At 66.2% G+C, this 16,474-nt stretch carries 15 protein-coding genes; 4 read left to right on the forward strand and 11 right to left on the reverse strand.

From position 1 onward, the window contains the following. Window positions 1-137 precede the first annotated feature (137 nt). Entirely contained in the window at window positions 138-2,228 is a 2,091-nt protein-coding gene (gene parE / locus RQI43_RS11605) for a DNA topoisomerase IV subunit B (RefSeq protein ID WP_311275254.1), read from the reverse strand. A gap of 298 nt (window positions 2,229-2,526) precedes the next feature. After that, on the reverse strand, window positions 2,527-4,515 hold the full coding sequence (locus RQI43_RS11610) for a PhoX family phosphatase (RefSeq protein WP_311275255.1): 1,989 nt from the start codon (window positions 4,513-4,515) through the stop codon (window positions 2,527-2,529). A 133-nt stretch (window positions 4,516-4,648) separates the two neighbouring features. Between RQI43_RS11610 and RQI43_RS11615 the strand changes: the two genes are divergently transcribed. Continuing rightward, window positions 4,649-4,846 carry a hypothetical protein gene (locus tag RQI43_RS11615; RefSeq protein ID WP_056423954.1) on the forward strand — a complete coding sequence of 66 codons (198 nt, stop codon included), beginning with the start codon at window positions 4,649-4,651 and terminating at the stop codon, window positions 4,844-4,846. 171 nt (window positions 4,847-5,017) lie between these two features. Here the strand turns inward: RQI43_RS11615 and RQI43_RS11620 are convergent, their stop codons facing one another. The 5 genes from RQI43_RS11620 to RQI43_RS11640 all read right to left on the reverse strand — a co-directional run bounded on the left by RQI43_RS11620 (window position 5,018) and on the right by RQI43_RS11640 (window position 9,099). Beyond that, window positions 5,018-5,728: a di-trans,poly-cis-decaprenylcistransferase gene (locus tag RQI43_RS11620; protein WP_311275256.1), complete on the reverse strand. Its 711-nt coding sequence runs from the start codon at window positions 5,726-5,728 to the stop codon at window positions 5,018-5,020. Between the two features lie 38 nt (window positions 5,729-5,766). Continuing rightward, window positions 5,767-6,147 (reverse strand): transcriptional regulator, encoded by a 381-nt coding sequence (locus RQI43_RS11625; protein ID WP_311275257.1) that lies wholly within the window; start codon window positions 6,145-6,147, stop codon window positions 5,767-5,769. Continuing rightward, the gene (locus RQI43_RS11630; RefSeq protein WP_311275258.1) at window positions 6,140-6,751 is read right to left on the reverse strand and encodes a hypothetical protein; all 612 of its coding nucleotides are present in this window, start codon (window positions 6,749-6,751) and stop codon (window positions 6,140-6,142) included. Before RQI43_RS11630 ends, RQI43_RS11625 begins: the two co-directional genes overlap by 8 nt. A 99-nt stretch (window positions 6,752-6,850) precedes the next feature. Beyond that, window positions 6,851-7,579, reverse strand: a complete 729-nt coding sequence (locus RQI43_RS11635; protein ID WP_311275259.1) for an aspartate/glutamate racemase family protein — start codon at window positions 7,577-7,579, stop codon at window positions 6,851-6,853. A gap of 17 nt (window positions 7,580-7,596) precedes the next feature. After that, on the reverse strand, window positions 7,597-9,099 hold the full coding sequence (locus RQI43_RS11640) for an NCS1 family nucleobase:cation symporter-1 (protein ID WP_311275260.1): 1,503 nt from the start codon (window positions 9,097-9,099) through the stop codon (window positions 7,597-7,599). A gap of 319 nt (window positions 9,100-9,418) precedes the next feature. Between RQI43_RS11640 and RQI43_RS11645 the strand changes: the two genes are divergently transcribed. Both RQI43_RS11645 and RQI43_RS11650 read left to right on the forward strand, forming a co-directional pair. Further along, window positions 9,419-11,053 carry a DEAD/DEAH box helicase gene (locus tag RQI43_RS11645; protein ID WP_056423944.1) on the forward strand — a complete coding sequence of 545 codons (1,635 nt, stop codon included), beginning with the start codon at window positions 9,419-9,421 and terminating at the stop codon, window positions 11,051-11,053. Between the two features lie 117 nt (window positions 11,054-11,170). Next, complete coding sequence (locus RQI43_RS11650; protein ID WP_311275261.1) at window positions 11,171-12,238, forward strand: GGDEF domain-containing protein; 1,068 nt, start codon at window positions 11,171-11,173, stop codon at window positions 12,236-12,238. A 51-nt stretch (window positions 12,239-12,289) separates the two neighbouring features. On the opposite strand, the gene RQI43_RS11655 is transcribed toward RQI43_RS11650, so the two are convergent. Beyond that, on the reverse strand, window positions 12,290-12,667 hold the full coding sequence (locus RQI43_RS11655) for an iron-sulfur cluster assembly accessory protein (protein WP_056423941.1): 378 nt from the start codon (window positions 12,665-12,667) through the stop codon (window positions 12,290-12,292). Between the two features lie 426 nt (window positions 12,668-13,093). Between RQI43_RS11655 and RQI43_RS11660 the strand changes: the two genes are divergently transcribed. Continuing rightward, on the forward strand, window positions 13,094-13,330 hold the full coding sequence (locus RQI43_RS11660; protein WP_311275262.1) for a hypothetical protein: 237 nt from the start codon (window positions 13,094-13,096) through the stop codon (window positions 13,328-13,330). A gap of 6 nt (window positions 13,331-13,336) precedes the next feature. Here RQI43_RS11660 and RQI43_RS11665 read toward each other — a convergent pair whose 3' ends face one another. From RQI43_RS11665 to sufD, 3 genes are all read right to left on the reverse strand, one after another. Continuing rightward, window positions 13,337-13,717 carry an SUF system Fe-S cluster assembly protein gene (locus RQI43_RS11665; RefSeq protein WP_056423936.1) on the reverse strand — a complete coding sequence of 127 codons (381 nt, stop codon included), beginning with the start codon at window positions 13,715-13,717 and terminating at the stop codon, window positions 13,337-13,339. Window positions 13,718-13,830: 113 nt separating this feature from the next. Next, window positions 13,831-15,075 carry a cysteine desulfurase gene (locus RQI43_RS11670; RefSeq protein ID WP_311275263.1) on the reverse strand — a complete coding sequence of 415 codons (1,245 nt, stop codon included), beginning with the start codon at window positions 15,073-15,075 and terminating at the stop codon, window positions 13,831-13,833. A 75-nt stretch (window positions 15,076-15,150) separates the two neighbouring features. Further along, entirely contained in the window at window positions 15,151-16,473 is a 1,323-nt protein-coding gene (gene sufD / locus RQI43_RS11675) for a Fe-S cluster assembly protein SufD (protein ID WP_056423931.1), read from the reverse strand. Window position 16,474 lies beyond the last annotated feature (1 nt).

The following is a 16,474-nucleotide window of genomic DNA, read 5'->3' on the forward strand; positions in this document are numbered from 1 at the left end:
GATCGTCCAAACGAAAAACCCGGCCTCGCGGCCGGGTTTTTTGCGTTGGTATGAGTTCGTCGCACAGTGACGGGGAAGCGGTGCTTCCCCTGTCTCATGCCAGACCTCGATCAGCCCGCCTCAGCCCGCCCTCGGCATCAGATGTCGAGCACGGCCTCGTCGGCGAAGGCGGCGCGTTCGGAGATGAAGGCGAAGCGGGCTTCGGGCTTGTTGCCCATCAGCCGCTCCACGGCGTCGCCCGTGGAGACGCGCGCCTCGTCGAGGACCGCGACGCGCAGAAGGGTGCGCTTCTTCGGGTCCATGGTCGTCTCCTTCAACTGCGCCGGCATCATCTCGCCGAGCCCCTTGAAGCGGCTGATCTCGACCTTGGCACCCTTGAACGTGGTCTTGATGACCCGCTCCTTATCGGCATCGTCACGGGCATAGGCCGTCTTCGCGCCGTGCTGGAGGCGGTAGAGCGGCGGGATCGCGAGGTAGAGATGGCCCTTGTCGATGAGCTTGGGCATCTGGCGATAGAAGAAGGTGATCAGCAGGGATGCGATATGGGCGCCGTCGACATCGGCGTCGGTCATGATGATGACCTTCTCGTAGCGAAGATCCTCGCCCTTGTAGCTGTTGCCCGTGCCGCAACCGAGCGCCTGGGTCAGGTCGGAGATGAGCTGGTTGGCGCCCATCTTGTCGCGACTGGCCGAGGCCACGTTGAGGATCTTGCCGCGCAGGGGCAGGATCGCCTGGCTGGCGCGGTCGCGCGCCTGCTTTGCCGAGCCGCCGGCGGAATCACCCTCGACGATGAAGATTTCCGAGCCGGCCGTACCGGCCTTGGAGCAATCGGCGAGCTTGCCCGGCAGACGTAGCTTGCGGGTCGCGGATTTGCGCGCGACCTCTTTCTCCTGGCGTCGGCGCAGGCGCTCCTCGGCCCGGTCGATCACCCAGTCGAGAAGTTTGTTGGCCTGGGCCGGGGAGGCGGCGAGCCAATGGTCGAACGCGTCGCGGATCGCCGTCTCGACAATCCTCGAGGCTTCCACGGTGGCGAGCTTGTCCTTGGTCTGGCCCTGGAATTCCGGCTCGCGGATGAAGACGGAGAGCATCGAGGCGCAGGTCGCCATGACGTCATCCGTTGTGACGGAGGTCATGCGCTTAGCCTGGCCGACGCGTTCGGCATGTTCGCGTAGGGCCCGCAGCAGGGCGACGCGCAGGCCGCTTTCATGCGTGCCACCCTCGGCGGTGGGGATGGTGTTGCAATAGGAGTGCGAGACCCCGTCCTCCACCACCATCCAGGCGACGGCCCATTCGAGGGAGCCATGGCCGCCGGGCTTCGTCACCTTGCCGGCGAAAACCGCATCGGTGACGAGTTCCTTGCCCTCGAGATCGCGGGCGAGATAATCGCGCAGGCCGCCGGGGAAGCGGTGCACGGTCTCTGTCGGGACGTCGTCCATCCCCTCGATCAGGGACGGCGCGCAACGCCAGCGGATTTCGACGCCGCCGAACAGGTAGGCCTTTGACCGGGCCATCTTGAACAGCCGGCGCGGATCGAATTTCAGAGCTCCGAAGATCTCGGCATCGGGATGGAAGCGCACCCGGGTGCCGCGACGGTTCTGCACCCGGCCGACCTCCACCAGAGGCCCCTGCACGTGGCCGCGCGAGAACGTCTGGCGGTACAGGGTCTGGCTGCGGGCGACCTCGACTTCGAGGCTGTCCGAGAGGGCATTGACCACGGAGATGCCGACGCCATGAAGGCCGCCCGAGGTCTCGTAGACCTTCGAGTCGAATTTTCCGCCGGCGTGCAGCGTCGTCATGATGACTTCGAGGGCGGATTTGCCGGGGAATTTCGGATGCGGGTCCACCGGGATACCGCGTCCGTTATCGGTGATGACGAGGTGGCCCGTCGCCTCCAGTTCCACCTCGATGTAGCTGGCATGGCCGGCCACAGCCTCGTCCATGGAATTGTCGATCACCTCGGCGAAGAGATGGTGCAGGGCGCGTTCGTCGGTGCCGCCGATATACATGCCCGGCCGGCGCCGGACGGGCTCCAGCCCCTCCAGCACTTCGATCGACGAGGCGTCGTAGCCGGCCTCGGCTGTTTCGATGGGCGCCTTGTCGAGGGGCGCCCGGGCGGCCGAGGAAGCCTTGGCACCGCGAACCGGCGCCTGGCCGCCTGCGAACAGATCGCTCGGCCGGCCGACGGCGGGGGCCGCAACGGCCTGGCGTGAGGTCTCGCGCTGAGTCATGTGCCAACCATACAGGAACGAAACGGAAACGTGAAGCGCCGCCATGAGGGCGCGGGAGGTCTCTCCCCGTGTTCCTGCACAGCTTGCGCCGATTCCCTTAACGCTGTGTCGTCTGGATTTCGGAGGGACCGGCGCGGTCGCTACGCCCTGCCCTTTCCCGGGTCGCTATCCGTACCCCTGCTGGCACTCTGAAGGAGTTGCGGCCCAATGGGGGCGAGTTCCACGACGCCGGTTCGACAGGGCCGCCATTCGACGGCGACGGAGGGGGATCCAGTGTCCAGCTGGAAAGGTCGAGCGGTCAGCTTCCGACCCGGCCACCGCCTCGCTTCGTGATGGCGACGATAGCCGGCCGGGGCGGCATCGCATCGTCGAAATCCGGCCACCGGGTCGAAGGTGCCTCGAACGTGGCGGGAGCGGCCTTCGGATCCTCCTCGTCGGCCTCGCCGGGATGCTGGACGGCGACGAAGAACGTGGTGTCGTCCGGTGTGAAGTAGGGGCCGCACATCTCCGCGCCGTTGGGCACCCGGAAGAAGTGCTTGCCGGTTCCCCGTCCCTGCCCGTCCGTCTCCATGGCCCAGATTCCGTCGTTCCGGCCCGTCTTCGATGGCGAGTTCCCGTCGGTGGCGACCCAGAGCCGACCCTGTCCGTCGACCGAGCAATTGTCCGGCATGCCGAACCAGCCGTCCTTCGTCGTCGCGGAGGAGAAGGTGGCGCCGACCGTAGCGATGGAGGGATCGCCGCATTTGACGAGGATCTCCCAGGCGAAGCCCGGTGCCGCATGGTCGCCCTCGTCGGGGGTCAGCTCCACGATGTGGCCGAAGCGGTTGTCGGGCCTCGGATTGGCGGCGTTCACCTCGTCGGGTTTGCGTTTCACGTTGTTGGTGAGCATGACATAGACCTTGCCGGTCTTCGGATTGGCCTCGACGTCTTCCGGGCGATCCATCTTGGTGGCGCCGAGGAGGTCGGCGGCACGCCGTGCCTCGATGACCACGTCGGCCTGGGAGCGGAACCCGTTCTCCGTCGTCAGGGGGCCTTGTCCGAAGACCAGCGGCATCCAGGCGCCGCGTCCGTCGGCATCGAACCGGGCGACGTGGAGCGTGCCGGAATCGAGGATATCGCGGTTGGCCTGCCGGTCGGCGAGATTTACGGCCGCGTCCGTCACGAACTTGTAGACGTAGTCGAAACGCTCATCGTCGCCCTGGTAGACCACGTAGCGGCCGCTCTTCGAGACGATGCCGGCGGCGCCTTCGTGCTTGAACCGGCCCATGGCGGTGCGCTTCGTCGGGACGGAGGCGGGATCGAACGGGTCGATTTCCACGACCCAGCCGAAGCGGTTCGGCTCGTTCGGCTCCTTGGAGAGGTCGAAGCGCTCGTGGAAGCGTCCCCAGGCATAGGCGTTGCCGGGCAGGCCGAGACGCTTGTGGTTGGTCGCCTCAGCAGAACCCTCGGCGAGGGAGCCCGAGAAGTAATAGTTGATGTTCTCCTCGCAGGTGAGCCACGTCCCCCAGGGGGTGGTTCCGCCGGCGCAATTGTTGATCATGCCCTTCACCGTACGGCCCACAGGATCGGCCGTCGTCTTCAGCCGGTCGGAGCCTGCGGCGGGACCGGACAAAGTCATCACCGTCTCCGCGGTGATGCGCCGGGCGTGAGGCGAGTTCGGCACCACGGCCCATTTGCCGTCCGTTCGCTTCACCTCGATCACCGATCCGCCATGGGCGGCCATCTCGATATCGACGAGCTCGCGGTTCATGCCCTTGAACGCGACGGTCTTGATATCCTGGCGGCCGAGGCCGGGGAACATCAGCTCCTCGTTGGTGTATTCGTGATTGACCACGAGAAGTCCGTGCGCCGCCGGATCGGCGGCGCCGGACATCGGGAAATAACCGACGAAGTCGTTGTTATAGCCGAATTGCCGGGCCTGGGCCTCCGCCGACTGGTTCCGCGGATCGAAAGCAGGCGCGCCAGGCAGAACTGGATCGCCCCAGCGGATCAGGATGTCGGCATCGTGCCCCTCGGCCACGTGATGGTGGGTGTCCGAACCCGCTTCGATCTCCTTGAACGGGAACGGCGTCGCCCGTCCCTGCGCCGCCGCAGCCGGGGCGGCGGCGAGCGCGCGGGGCGTCACCACCGCCGCGATGGCGCCGACCCCGAGGAGACCGCGCAGGAGGTCGCGCCGGTCGAACCGCGCGGCGACCACATCGCCGAACGTGGCGTTGCCGCTCGTATTCGTGCCTGCATCCTCGCCGTCTTCGGCGGCCTGCGAGCGGGTGCGCAGCGGCTCGGTCATGGTGGAACTCGTCCTGTGACTTAGGTGACGGATTCCTAGGAGCCGGACATGGCGGGGCGATGACGGGTCGGATTGGGAACCAATCTCTGGTTTGTGCGCTTCCGCACGTAGAGCCGATCGGTGGGAGAGCGACATGGCGCCGTCTGCAGCCTTGAGAATGGTGCGCCACGACGATCTCATCCGCGCGTCGCAGGCTGCGGGTCGTGCCTTCTCGCCGATCGAGGACGGAGCCGACGATGGATCGACGGCATCCTCCAAATTTCTTGCTCTCTCGGCGGTGTCTCTTGCGGGCTTCCTCGCGAGCTTCGGAGCCTTCCTCTTCTTCGTCTGAGGGCAGCGCAGCCCTAAAGGTCGAGGGAGCCGTCTGCTCGCCGACGAAGCTATGCCTGGCTCAAGCCGACCGAACCATCATATCGCAAGGAAAACAGCCTGCCGAAGGGTGAGAGGGTAGTCTTTGACCCGACCCTTAGCCTCCTGCCTCGCCAACCGTCGGATCAGCTTTTCAGGCCGCCACGGACCCGGTAGCCAGCCCTCCGAAGCGGCGGTCGCGATTGCGGTAGGCGGCGAGAGCGTCTTTGAGGTCTCCGGCATCGAAATCGGGCCAATGGCGGCGGGTGAAGTGAAGCTCGGCGTAGGCGCTCTCCCAGAGCAGGAAGTCTGAAAGCCGCTGCTCGCCACTGGTGCGGATCACGAGATCGACCTCGGGGACACAGGCATCGCCCGTCACCAGGGTCGAGAAGGTGGTGCGGGTCATGCCGGGATTGCTGGCGCTGGCGAGCGCGGCGGCGAGGATGGCATCGCGGGCGGAATAATCGACGGCGATCCGCAGATGCAGGGCCTTCCCCTCGAGCGTTGCGGCCTCGGCTCGGCCGATGGCGGCGGCGAGCCCCTCGGGCAAGCGGTCGCGCCGGCCGATCACGCTGAGGCGTACGCCGCTTTCGACCAAACGGGCGATCTCGTTGCGCAGGTAGAGCCGGAGCAGCCCCATCAGGGCGGAGACCTCCGCCTCCGGACGTCTCCAGTTGTCGCAAGAGAAGGCATAAAGGGTGAGGGTGCCGATGGCTTGTTTCGGCGCCGCCTCCACGACCCGGCGGATCGCCTCGACGCCTTCCTTGTGACCGAGCGCGCGGGGCAGTCCGCGCCCCGAGGCCCAGCGTCCGTTGCCATCCATGATGATGCCCACATGCAGGCCGGGCGTCTGTTCGCTTTGCATCGCAGAGTTCCTTGGCAAAAAAAGACGGAGTCCAGGCGTCAGGCCGGACGCGCGACGAGGGGGAGGCCCGCGCTCTCGGCCGCCATCTCGGCGGCCTTTGCGGCGTCCCGCACCACCTGTTCGAGGACGGCGAGGTAATCGAGGAAGCGAGTCCGGCCCGTCGGCGTCAGATGGCAGGTCGTCAGCGGTCGGGTGCCACTATGACTCTTGCCCTGCCCTTTCCTGATCTCGACGAAGCCGGCCTCCTGCAACACTTGGAGGTGACGGTTGAGATTACCGTCGGTGAGGCCGCAGAGTTGCTTAAGGTCGCCGAAGGCCAGCCCCTTCGGAGCCGCCATCAGCGAGGTGAGGAGGCCGAGCCGGGCCTTCTCGTGAATGACCCGGTCGAGGCCGTCATACGCGAAGGGAGCATCACGCATCACTGTCCTCCCGGGCGCGGTAGAGGATCATGGCCATCAGAAACTGGCCGACGGCGAAAGGCAGTCCCATGGTCCAGGGCGAGAGGACGCGGTCGGCGCTCGCCAGCATGAGCACGGCGAGGCCCGCCACCATGTACCAGGCGCCGGGCAGCGCGACGCCTTTCGGCAGGGACCGCACCGAGGCGAAGAGCCCGAGACTCACCAGCATCTGCCACAGCCCCGGCAGCATCCACAGGGATTCCGGCGAGACCTGTACCAGGACCAGGGCGAGGCAGGCGCCCGCCGCGCCGGCGGGCAGGAACTGCTCCACCGCGTTCACGATCGCCGTGTCGGTGAGCCCCGCATGGTCGCGACGCGAACGGGCTCGCATCTCGGCGCCGATCAGGCCGGCGGAGGCCAGGGCGGTGACGATCCAGCCGCCTAGGAACAGTAGCGGCTGCCCGGTCGGGTCGTCGAGCCAGACATGCTGCGCCAGGGCGGTGCCGAGGGCGAGGACGCCCGTGGCCGCGATGGCGGAGGGTCCGAACCCGCAGAAGGCGTCGCCGCGGGCGAGTTGCGCGCGGATCGCCACGATATCGGCGAGGGCTCTATCGAGATCGGACATCCGATGCTCCCGGATCAACTTTGTATCGCAAAGTAAGCTGATCCTGCGCCTGTCCGCAAGTGCCGTCAGGCACGTGGAATCAGCGGGTGCGGAGCTCTGTCACTCCTGTGCCAGCCGCTCGGCCAGGGCCGGCGACAGGCCGATGCTCTCGATGGACGGCGCTGGCTGGCCCGGCGGCAAGCCGCAGATCGCGGCGGCGAGGACCGCACGGGTCCCTACTTCCACCGAGCATAGGACGGGCACCGGCACATGCGGCTGGATGCGTTCGGCGAGGCCGGCCAGCGCCGCTCCGCCGAGGATCACCACATCCGCCCCGTCGCGGATGGCGCAGGTGGTGCAGGCGGCGGCCAGATCCGCCAGGGCCGCCTCGGGGTCCCGTGCGATGCGGTCTCCCGTGGGGGCGATGGTGCGGATGGCGGCGAGCTTGTCGGAGAGGCCGATGCCCGCCACGAACTCCTCCAGCATCGGTCCCCATAGGGCGCCCCCGGTGACGATGGCGAAGCGCCCTCCCCGCGCCGTGGCAGCGAGGCACGAGGCCTCGGCCATGCCGACCACCGGCAGCGGGGATATCTCGCGCAGGCCTCCGAGTCCCGGATCTCCGAAACAGGCGAGGTAGACCGCGTCGCAGCCCTCGGCGTGCTCGGCCAGCGCGTCGAGGGCGGCATGAGCCGCGATCGCCGACGCGGCCCGACTGGTGATGTAGCGGGCACCGAAGCGCCCGGTGACCGCCACGATCTCGACGGCGTCGCCCGCCACTCGCCGCGCATGCGCGGCGACCAGATCGGTGACGGTTTCGGTCGTGTTGGGGTTGATCAGCAGGATGCGCAAAGGGAATCGGTCTCCGGTCAGGCCTTGGCCGCGACCGCCGTCTTACGCATCAGGACGACATAGATCGAGAAGCCTAGGGCCACGCCGATGAACCAGCTGAAATTCGCCAGACTCCCCAGGGCTGGGATGACGGCGCAGAGCACCGGCACCAGGGCGGAGGGAATGACGCTGTAGATGGCGGCGCGGTTGTAGCCGCCCTCGTACCAATACGTGCCCGTCGGGCTCATCGTGTAGAGGTCGTCCACCACGACATGCTGCTTCCGCACGATGAAGAAGTCGGCGATCAGGATGCCGAAGAGCGGACCGATGAAGGCGCCGAGGATGTCGAGCGTGTAATGGATCACGGCCGGGTTGTTGTAGAGGTTCCACGGAGTGATGAAGATCGAGGCCACGGCCGCGATCATCCCGCCCATGCGCCAGCTGATATGCTGCGGAGCCACGTTCGAGAAATCGAAGGCCGGGGAGACGAAGTTCGCCACGATGTTGATGCCGATCGTCGCCGTCATGAAGGTGAAGGCGCCGAGCACCACCGCGTAGGTGTTGTCGATCTTACTCACCGTCTCCACCGGATCGATGATGAGGTGGCCGAAGACCGGCAAGGTCGAAGAGGTGGTGATGACGGTGAGCAGCGAGAAACCGATGAAGTTCACCGGCAGGCCCCAGAAATTACCGGCCTTCACCGCGGGAAATGACTTCCCGTAGCGTGAGAAGTCACCGAAATTCAGCATCGGCCCGGAGAAGTACGAGACGACCAGTGCGACCGCATTGAGCATCACCGGCAGGGCGTCCCAGCCCCGGTACTTCACCTCGCCCAGCGTGAGGCCGACATTCGCCACGCCGGCCTTGGCCACGAGGTAGACCGCCAGGGCGATCATCACGACGTAGACGGCGGGGCCGGCCCAATCGATGAATTTGCGGATCGCCTCCATCCCGCGCCAGAACACGAGGGCCTGGATCACCCAAAGGGCCATGAAGGCCGCCCAGCCGAGGCTGGACAGGCCGGCGAAGCCGAACTGGGTCACGTCGGCATAGGGTTTCAGCTCCGGGTAGAAGCGCAAGGCGACGATCATGAAGGCGCTGGAGGCGAGGTAGGTCTGGATGCCGTACCAGGCGACCGCGATGAGCCCCCGGATGATGGCGGGGATGTTGGCGCCCTTCACGCCGAAGGAGGCCCGGCAGATCACCGGATAGGGCGTGCCCGTGACCTGACTCGGCTTGGCCACGAGGTTGCAGAAGAATTGCACGATGAGGATGCCGACGAGCAGCGAGACCAGCACCTGCCAGCTCACGAGGCCGAGGGAGAACAGGCTGCCCGCCGTGATGTAGCCGCCGACGCTGTGGACGTCCGACATCCAGAAAGCGAAAAAGTTGTAGGTGCCCCAGCTCTGTTTCCTGAGCGGGGCCAGATCCTCGTTGGTGAGGCGGTCGTCGTAGCCGGGTTTGATCACCACATCCGCATGGGAACCGGGAACGGCACCTCCGGACGCGGCCGGCTCGGTGATCGAGGCGCTATGTGACATGAGTTCGTCCCCCTTCGTGTGAGGGCCGAAGCCCATGTCCTACCGGCGCTCGCTCAAGCAGGGCGTGTGCCAGCTTGACAGTACCCCCGACTCTTCGGCTTCTCGTTCGCAGGACGCCGTATGCACCGGATAAACGACGGTGCTTTGCCCGTGGTCGATTGACAAGACACCTCAAGGCTCTAAGTGTCCCGCAACGCGTGTGCGCGGCTGGTCCTGTATTCGAACGACCCTTTTCGAACGGACCGTGGAGCCTAGCCCACGACGATCTTCTCCGCGCGGATCGTTACGAGTTCCTGCGCGCAACGGTTCACATCAGCATATGTCTTTTGCCGACCTCGGATTGAGCGACAAGGTCCTCCAGGCCGTCACGGCCGCGGGCTACACGGACCCGACACCGATCCAGGCTCAAGCCATCCCGCACGTTCTGGCGCGCCGTGACGTCCTTGGTATCGCCCAGACAGGGACGGGTAAGACCGCCGCCTTCACCTTGCCGATGCTCACCCTGCTCGAGAATGGACGGGCACGGGCGCGCATGCCGCGCACGCTGATCCTTGAGCCGACCCGCGAACTCGCTGCCCAGGTGGTCGAGAATTTCGACCGCTACGGCGTCAACCACAAGCTCAACGTGGCCCTGATCATCGGGGGCGTGTCCTTCGCCGAGCAGGATGCCAAGCTGATGCGCGGCGCCGACGTTCTGATCGCGACACCGGGCCGCCTGCTCGACCATTTCGAGCGCGGCAAGCTGCTGCTCACCGGGGTCGAGCTCCTCGTCATCGACGAGGCGGACCGGATGCTCGACATGGGCTTCATTCCCGATATCGAGCGCATCGTGAAGATGGTGCCGTTCACGCGCCAGACCCTGTTCTTCTCCGCGACGATGCCGCCCGAGATCGAGCGGCTGGCTGACGTGTTCCTGCATAACCCGCAGCGGATCGAAGTGGCGCGCCCCGCCTCCACCGCGACGACGATCGTGCAGAAATTGGTCGCCGCAGGGTCGGAGGGGCACGAGAAGCGCGATCTCCTGCGCCGTCTCATCCGCGGTGAGGCCGAACTCAACAACGGCATCATCTTCTGCAACCGCAAGCGCGACGTGGCGCTGCTGCAGAAGTCGCTGGCGAGCCACGGTTTCAACGTCGCGGCCCTTCACGGCGATATGGATCAGCGCGCGCGCACGGTCGCCCTCGATGGATTCCGCTCCGGTGAAGTTCCGCTGCTGGTTGCGAGCGACGTCGCGGCTCGCGGCCTCGACATTCCCGCGGTGAGCCACGTCTTCAATTTCGACGTGCCGCATCACCCGGAAGACTACGTGCACCGGATCGGGCGTACGGGCCGTGCCGGTCGCGCCGGGCATGCCTTCACCCTGGTCACCCGCTCCGACGAACGGTCGGTGACCGCGATCGAGAGCCTGATCGGTCAGCCGATCCCCTGGGCTGAGGGCGATCTCGGCACCCTGGCCGAGCCCTCGCCGGTGGTGGTCGAGGAAGAGACCCGCACACGTCATCGCGGACGCAGCGGGGATTCCGCTCGGCGCTCACGCGGTGGCGAGGGCGGAAGATCCGAGGGAAGCAAGTCCGAAAGCGGCAAGCCCGAAAGCGGCAAGTCCGAGAATGGTAAGTCGGAAGGCGGCAAGTCGGAAGGCCGGCGCTCATCACGCGAGCGCCAGCCCTCGCGGCGTTCCGAGCCCGCACAGGTCGATGCTGTGGCCGAGTCCCCCACGCCCGAGGCAATCGTCCAGGTTCCGCGCCGGCGCGAGCCTTCTCGTCCGCCGCAAGAGGCTCGCAACCCTGATCCACGCGGTCAAGATTCCCGCCGAGGCTCGTCGGACCGCGGCCGCGACGAACGCCGTCCGTCACCCCGTCGCAGAGACGATGACGATGGCGATACGCCGCTCGGTCTTGGCGAGCATGTGCCAGCCTTCCTCCTGCGCCCGGCCGTGATCAAAAAGTCGACCTAACGCGCCGAGCCACAAATTGTTCCCTGCCCTTTTAACTGCATCTCCACCATCAGTGGGGTAACGGGGACATCTCGTCATTCAGCATCCTGAATGCCGGTTCGGGAAGCAGGCGGGTTGATGAGCCACGGAAGCTACGGTGACAGGGAGCGAACCTTCGCACTGTCCGACCGCGCCAACGTGCTGATGCGGGATTACGGCTCCTCGGCGACCCCCCAGGCCTATTCCGTCTGGTATGCCTACGTGTCCGGCACCCAGCCGCTGATGAACGACGCGATCAAGAGGCTGACCACGGAGAAGGGCAGCCTCTCCGATTCCGATGTGGATTCCCTCTACGAGACGTATGTCGACAGTCGCCGTCTTGTCGCCGCCACCGAGCGGATGAACGCGAACATGCTGGCCGAAATCGAGGGCATCATGGAGGTGATGGACCTCTCCCTCGGATCGACCGCGCAGTATGGCGCGTCACTTCAGGCGTTATCGCGCGATCTCGACGTCTCGGACCAGAACCGCGCCCGCGTCCGTGAGATCGTTACGACACTCGTGGCGACGACCCGGGAGATCACCGCCAATAACCGCACGCTCGAAGCACGCATGCGCGAGAGCCGCAGCGAGATCGAGACCCTGCGCGAGACGCTGGAGGCGACGCGGCTGGAGAGCCTCACCGATCCCCTCACCGGGCTGTCTAACCGCAAGCATTTCGAGGAGAGTCTGCGCAAGATGGTCGAGGCCGCGGCGAACCAAGCGCTTCCCTGTAGCCTGATCGTCATCGACGTCGATTTCTTCAAGCGCTTCAACGACGTCTATGGCCACCTCACGGGCGATCAAGTGCTGCGCCTCGTCGCCATCGTCATGCGCGAGCACCTGAAGGCTCGTGTCACCCTCGCGCGTTTCGGCGGCGAGGAGTTCGGGATTCTCCTGCCCGAAACCGACCGGAACGCGGCCGTCGCCATCGGCGAGAAGGTCCGTGCCAGCGTGATGGGGCGTGAACTGGTGAAGCGGACCACGGGAGAGTCCCTCGGCAAGGTGACGATCTCCCTCGGGGTCGCGACCTCGCGACCGGGGGACACCGCCGTGTCGCTCCTCGAACGCGCCGACCAATGCATGTTCATGGCCAAGCGCGACGGCCGCAACCGGACCGTGGACGATTCCCGCGTCGCCTTGGACGTGCTCACCGCCGTCGCATGAAGGCCGAGCCGGTTCTGCCGGCCGGACCCTCGCGTCCCGGCCAACCCGGCCTCAGGCCGAGGCGCGCAGCACTTCGGGATTGGCCGGCGTGATCGCAACGGATTCGCCGCAGCCGCAGGACGAGGTCTGGTTCGGGTTGTTGAACACGAACTGGGACGATAGCTTGGTCGTCTTGAAGTCCATCTCGGTGCCCAGGAGGAACAAGACCGCCTTCGGGTCGACGAAAACCGTCACCCCGCGATCCTCCACCATGTCCTCGCCGGGGTTGCGCCCTTCCGCATATTCCATCGTGTAGGACATGCCGGCGCAGCCGCCGTTCTTGACGCCGACGCGGAGGCCCGCGATCGGCTTGTCCGCATCCGCGATGATGGCCTTGATCCGGTCCGCCGCCGCATCCGTCAGCGAAAGGACCTTGAAATTCTTGAGCATGAGATCTCTCCGGCAACCGGGTTCAAGGCCCGGGCGGTTGAGGATGGCAGTACGCCGTTAAGATAAGGATGGCGAAGGCTGCGGTCCACTGCCGTGGGACGCAGCAAGGCCTGCATGGGTATGATATCGTTCGCACTGCGAGGCGGAGGGAGCGATGGCGGACGCGGGGCGGAGGACCATGACCCCGGAAGAGTTCTTCGATTGGCAAAGCGGTCAGGACGAACTCTACGAACTCTACGAACTCGTCGACGGCCACCCGGTGCCGCGGCACCGGATTATGACGGGGGCGAGCATGCAGCACGACCGGGCGACGGTGAACATCATCATCAGCCTCGGCAATCAGCTCCGCGGCAAGCCATGCCGTAGCCGAAGCTCGTGGTCGAGGCGGCTTCGCCCTCAACCACCTCCATCGATCAGACCCGCAAGATGGAAGAATACAAGCGGCATCCGACCCTCGCCTACATCCTCCTTGTCGAGCCCCTGAAGCCGCAGGCTTTGCTCTACGCGCGTGAGAGGGATTCCTGGGAGATAGAGACCTTCGAAGGTCTGGAGGCCGTCATCGCCCTCCCGGCGATCGGTGCCGCATTGGCACTGGCAGACATCTCTGACAGGCTAAGCTTCCCGCGGCGCCGGGATCTCGCCGCCGAAGAACCGCCCCTCTGAACCGCGCTACCACATATCGAGGGCGACGCGGGCCTCGTCGGACATCCGGCTCTGGTCCCACGGCGGATCGAACACCATCGTGACGCTGCAGGACTGGATACCCGGCACGGCGGCGACCGCCGTCTCGACCCAGCCCGGCATCTCGCCGGCCACCGGACAGCCGGGGGCCGTCAGGGTCATGTCGATGGCGACCGTGCGGTCATCGGCGATGTCGACTTTGTAGATCAGGCCGAGCTCGTAGATGTCCGCCGGGATCTCGGGATCGTAGACGCTCTTCAAAGCGGCGACGATATCGTCGGTCAGGCGGTCGAGTTCCTCCGGCGGGATCGCCGAGGCGCTGGCGATGGCGGGGGTATTGGCCCCTCCGGTGATGGCTGCGTCGCTCATGGTGTCGTCCTCATGGTGAGTGCCGCGGATCGATCGTCTCCGACTCGCGACGACCGCCGCAGGCGCGGCGGCGCGCAATCGCACTCGCGGCGGCTTCGCCGCCGGATCTCGTCTCAGGTGAACATCATCTCGGCCTTGGCCAAGGCCTCGGCAAGCGCATCCACTTCGTCACGGGTATTATACAGGCCGAACGACGCGCGACAGGTGGAGGTCGCGCCGAATCGCGTCAGCAACGGCATGGCGCAATGAGTGCCGGCCCGGATGGCGACGCCGTAGCGGTCGATCACCGTGGCGATGTCGTGGGCATGGGCCCCCTTCATCTCGAAGGCGATGACGCCGCCCTTGCCCTTGGCGGTGCCGATCATCCGCAGTGAGTTCATCGCGCCGAGGCGCTCCTGGGCATAGGCCAGGAGGGACGCTTCGTGCGCCGCGATCCGGTCGCGCCCGACCCCCATCATGAATTCCAGCGCCGCACCGAGGCCCACCGCCTCAATGATCGCGGGGGTTCCGGCCTCGAAGCGATGCGGCGGATCGTTATAGGTGATCGCGTCCTGGCTCACCGTGCGGATCATCTCGCCGCCACCCTGATAGGGGGGCAGGCGCTCCAGCCATTCCTTCTTGCCGTAGAGCACGCCGATACCGGTGGGTCCGTAGACCTTGTGACCGGTGAAGACGAAGAAGTCGCAATCGAGCGCCTTCACGTCGATGGGCTGGTGGACCGCGCTCTGCGCTCCGTCGAGGAGCACCGGCACCCCGTGCGCGTGGGCGATGCGGACGATTTCGGCCGCCGGCGTCACCGTGCCGAGCACGTTCGACATCTGGGTGATCGCCACCATCCTGGTGCGGGGCGTGAACAGCTTCTCGTATTCCTCGACGAGGAAGTTGCCCTCGTCGTCCACCGGCGCCCATTTGATCACCGCACCGCGCCGTTCGCGCAGAAAGTGCCAGGGCACGATGTTGGAATGGTGCTCCATGATCGAGAGGATGATCTCGTCCCCCTCCCCGATCTGGCCGAGCAGCCCCATGGACGAGGCCACGAGGTTGTAGGCTTCCGTGGCGTTGCGGGTGAAGATGATCTCGTCGGTGGAGTCGGCGTTGAGGAATTGCCGCGTGGTCTCGCGCGCGCCTTCGAACCCTTCGGTCGCCGCATTCGCCATGAAATGCAGGCCGCGATGGACGTTGGCGTAGCCGGTCTCCATGCAATTCACCATGGCGTCGATGACTGCGCGCGGCTTCTGCGACGAGGCCGCGTTGTCGAGATAGACCAGCGGCCGGCCGTAGACTTTTTGGGCCAGAATCGGGAATTCGGCCCGGATCGCCTCGACGTCGTAGGGAGTATTCGGGACGGGTGCGTTCATGGCGATACCTGTTGGGTGTCCGGCGCGCGCAACCCTTCCCCCCGGTGCGAGGGGAAGGGGCCTGTCGGAATGCGATCAGCCGCGCGCCGCGAGCCACGCCTCGACGGTTCCGACCAGAGCCTCTCGCGCGCCCTCGTGGCTGACCGACTCGATGGCGGCTCCCAGGAAGGCCTGGACCAGCAGGCTCTCGGCCTGGGCCTTCGGCAGTCCGCGCTGCATCAGGTAGAACAGCAGATCTTCATCGAGCGCGCCGCAGGTGGCACCGTGACCGCAGGCGACGTCGTCGGCGAAGATCTCGAGCTCGGGCTTGTTCATCATCTGGCCCTCGTCGGACAGGATGAGACAGGCCGACATCATCTTGCCGTCGGTCTGCTGGGCCGCCTGCTGGACGATGATCTTGCCTTGGAACACGCCCGTGGCCTCGCCATCCACCACGGTCTTGAACAGCTCGCGGCTGACGCCGCCGGTGGCGGCATGGTCGGCCAGGAAGGTGGTGTCCGCGAGTTGCTTGCCGTTGAGCATGGCTGCGCCGTTCACCACCGCGCGGGCATCGGCCCCGGCGAAGTTCAGGTAGACCTGATGCCGGGAGAGCACCGCGCCCACCACGACGTTCACGGTTTCCACCGCAGCCTCGGCCCCGAGCTTCACGGATAGCGTCGACAAGGCCACGGCGTCGCGGCCCTCCGCGTTCAGGCGCGCATGCCGGAAGGTGGCGTTATCGGCCACCACCACGTCCATGGCATCGTTGGGCTGGTAGGAGATACCGTCCGGCCCCTCATGGCTCTCCAGCACGAGCGCTTCCGCGCCCTCGCCCAGCGTTACGAGCACGCGGGTGGCGGTCGAGTAGGCTTCCGTGCCGGTGCCAATGAAGCGCAGGTGCAGCGGCGTCTCGACCTTGGCGCCGGCCTCCACGCTGATCAACGCGCCATCCGCCAGGAAGGCGGTGTTGAGCTGGTAGATCGGGTTCTCAGAGGCCTGACGAACGGGCGTCAGTTTCTCCAGAAGCGCGTTCCCGACGGTCAGCGCCTCGTTGAGCGGAGTCACGGTGATGCCGGCCGGGATGCGGCCGAGATCCGACTGGTCGGCGATCAGGTGGCCGTTCACGAAGGTGAGGCGCACGGCCTCGATCCCGGCAAAGCCCTTCGCCTCTTCGACCGCCGCCTTGGCGGTGTCGGATGAGGGCATCTCGGCCGGGTGAGCGGCATCGCGGAACGCCGAGCGCAGATCGGTGTATTTGAACGCCTCGACCCGGCGGGTCGGCAGGCCCACCGCCTCGAAATAGCGGAAGGCCTCCTCGCGGGCGATGGACACGCCCGTGGGGTATTTCATCTTCGTGGCTTCGAAGAGTTTCGACAGGGCGGTCTCGGCCGCCGTGCGGAGCGGGGTGATGTCGGCCATG

It is taken from the genome of Methylobacterium sp. WCS2018Hpa-22, assembly GCF_031843785.1.
Taxonomy (GTDB): Bacteria; Pseudomonadota; Alphaproteobacteria; order Rhizobiales; family Beijerinckiaceae; genus Methylobacterium.

What these genes read in the sequence shown, in the direction of transcription:
- RQI43_RS11670 (WP_311275263.1), bottom strand. Translation starts at nt 15,075, where the DNA reads ATGAACGCACCCGTCCCGAATACTCCCTACGACGTCGAGGCGATCCGG.
- sufD (WP_056423931.1), bottom strand. Translation starts at nt 16,473, where the DNA reads ATGGCCGACATCACCCCGCTCCGCACGGCGGCCGAGACCGCCCTGTCG.
- RQI43_RS11620 (WP_311275256.1), bottom strand. Translation starts at nt 5,728, where the DNA reads ATGCAAAGCGAACAGACGCCCGGCCTGCATGTGGGCATCATCATGGAT.
- RQI43_RS11640 (WP_311275260.1), bottom strand. Translation starts at nt 9,099, where the DNA reads ATGTCACATAGCGCCTCGATCACCGAGCCGGCCGCGTCCGGAGGTGCC.
- RQI43_RS11660 (WP_311275262.1), top strand. Translation starts at nt 13,094, where the DNA reads ATGGAAGAATACAAGCGGCATCCGACCCTCGCCTACATCCTCCTTGTC.
- RQI43_RS11650 (WP_311275261.1), top strand. Translation starts at nt 11,171, where the DNA reads ATGAGCCACGGAAGCTACGGTGACAGGGAGCGAACCTTCGCACTGTCC.
- RQI43_RS11630 (WP_311275258.1), bottom strand. Translation starts at nt 6,751, where the DNA reads ATGTCCGATCTCGATAGAGCCCTCGCCGATATCGTGGCGATCCGCGCG.
- parE (WP_311275254.1), bottom strand. Translation starts at nt 2,228, where the DNA reads ATGACTCAGCGCGAGACCTCACGCCAGGCCGTTGCGGCCCCCGCCGTC.
- RQI43_RS11615 (WP_056423954.1), top strand. Translation starts at nt 4,649, where the DNA reads ATGGCGCCGTCTGCAGCCTTGAGAATGGTGCGCCACGACGATCTCATC.
- RQI43_RS11625 (WP_311275257.1), bottom strand. Translation starts at nt 6,147, where the DNA reads ATGCGTGATGCTCCCTTCGCGTATGACGGCCTCGACCGGGTCATTCAC.
- RQI43_RS11645 (WP_056423944.1), top strand. Translation starts at nt 9,419, where the DNA reads ATGTCTTTTGCCGACCTCGGATTGAGCGACAAGGTCCTCCAGGCCGTC.
- RQI43_RS11655 (WP_056423941.1), bottom strand. Translation starts at nt 12,667, where the DNA reads ATGCTCAAGAATTTCAAGGTCCTTTCGCTGACGGATGCGGCGGCGGAC.
- RQI43_RS11610 (WP_311275255.1), bottom strand. Translation starts at nt 4,515, where the DNA reads ATGACCGAGCCGCTGCGCACCCGCTCGCAGGCCGCCGAAGACGGCGAG.
- RQI43_RS11665 (WP_056423936.1), bottom strand. Translation starts at nt 13,717, where the DNA reads ATGAGCGACGCAGCCATCACCGGAGGGGCCAATACCCCCGCCATCGCC.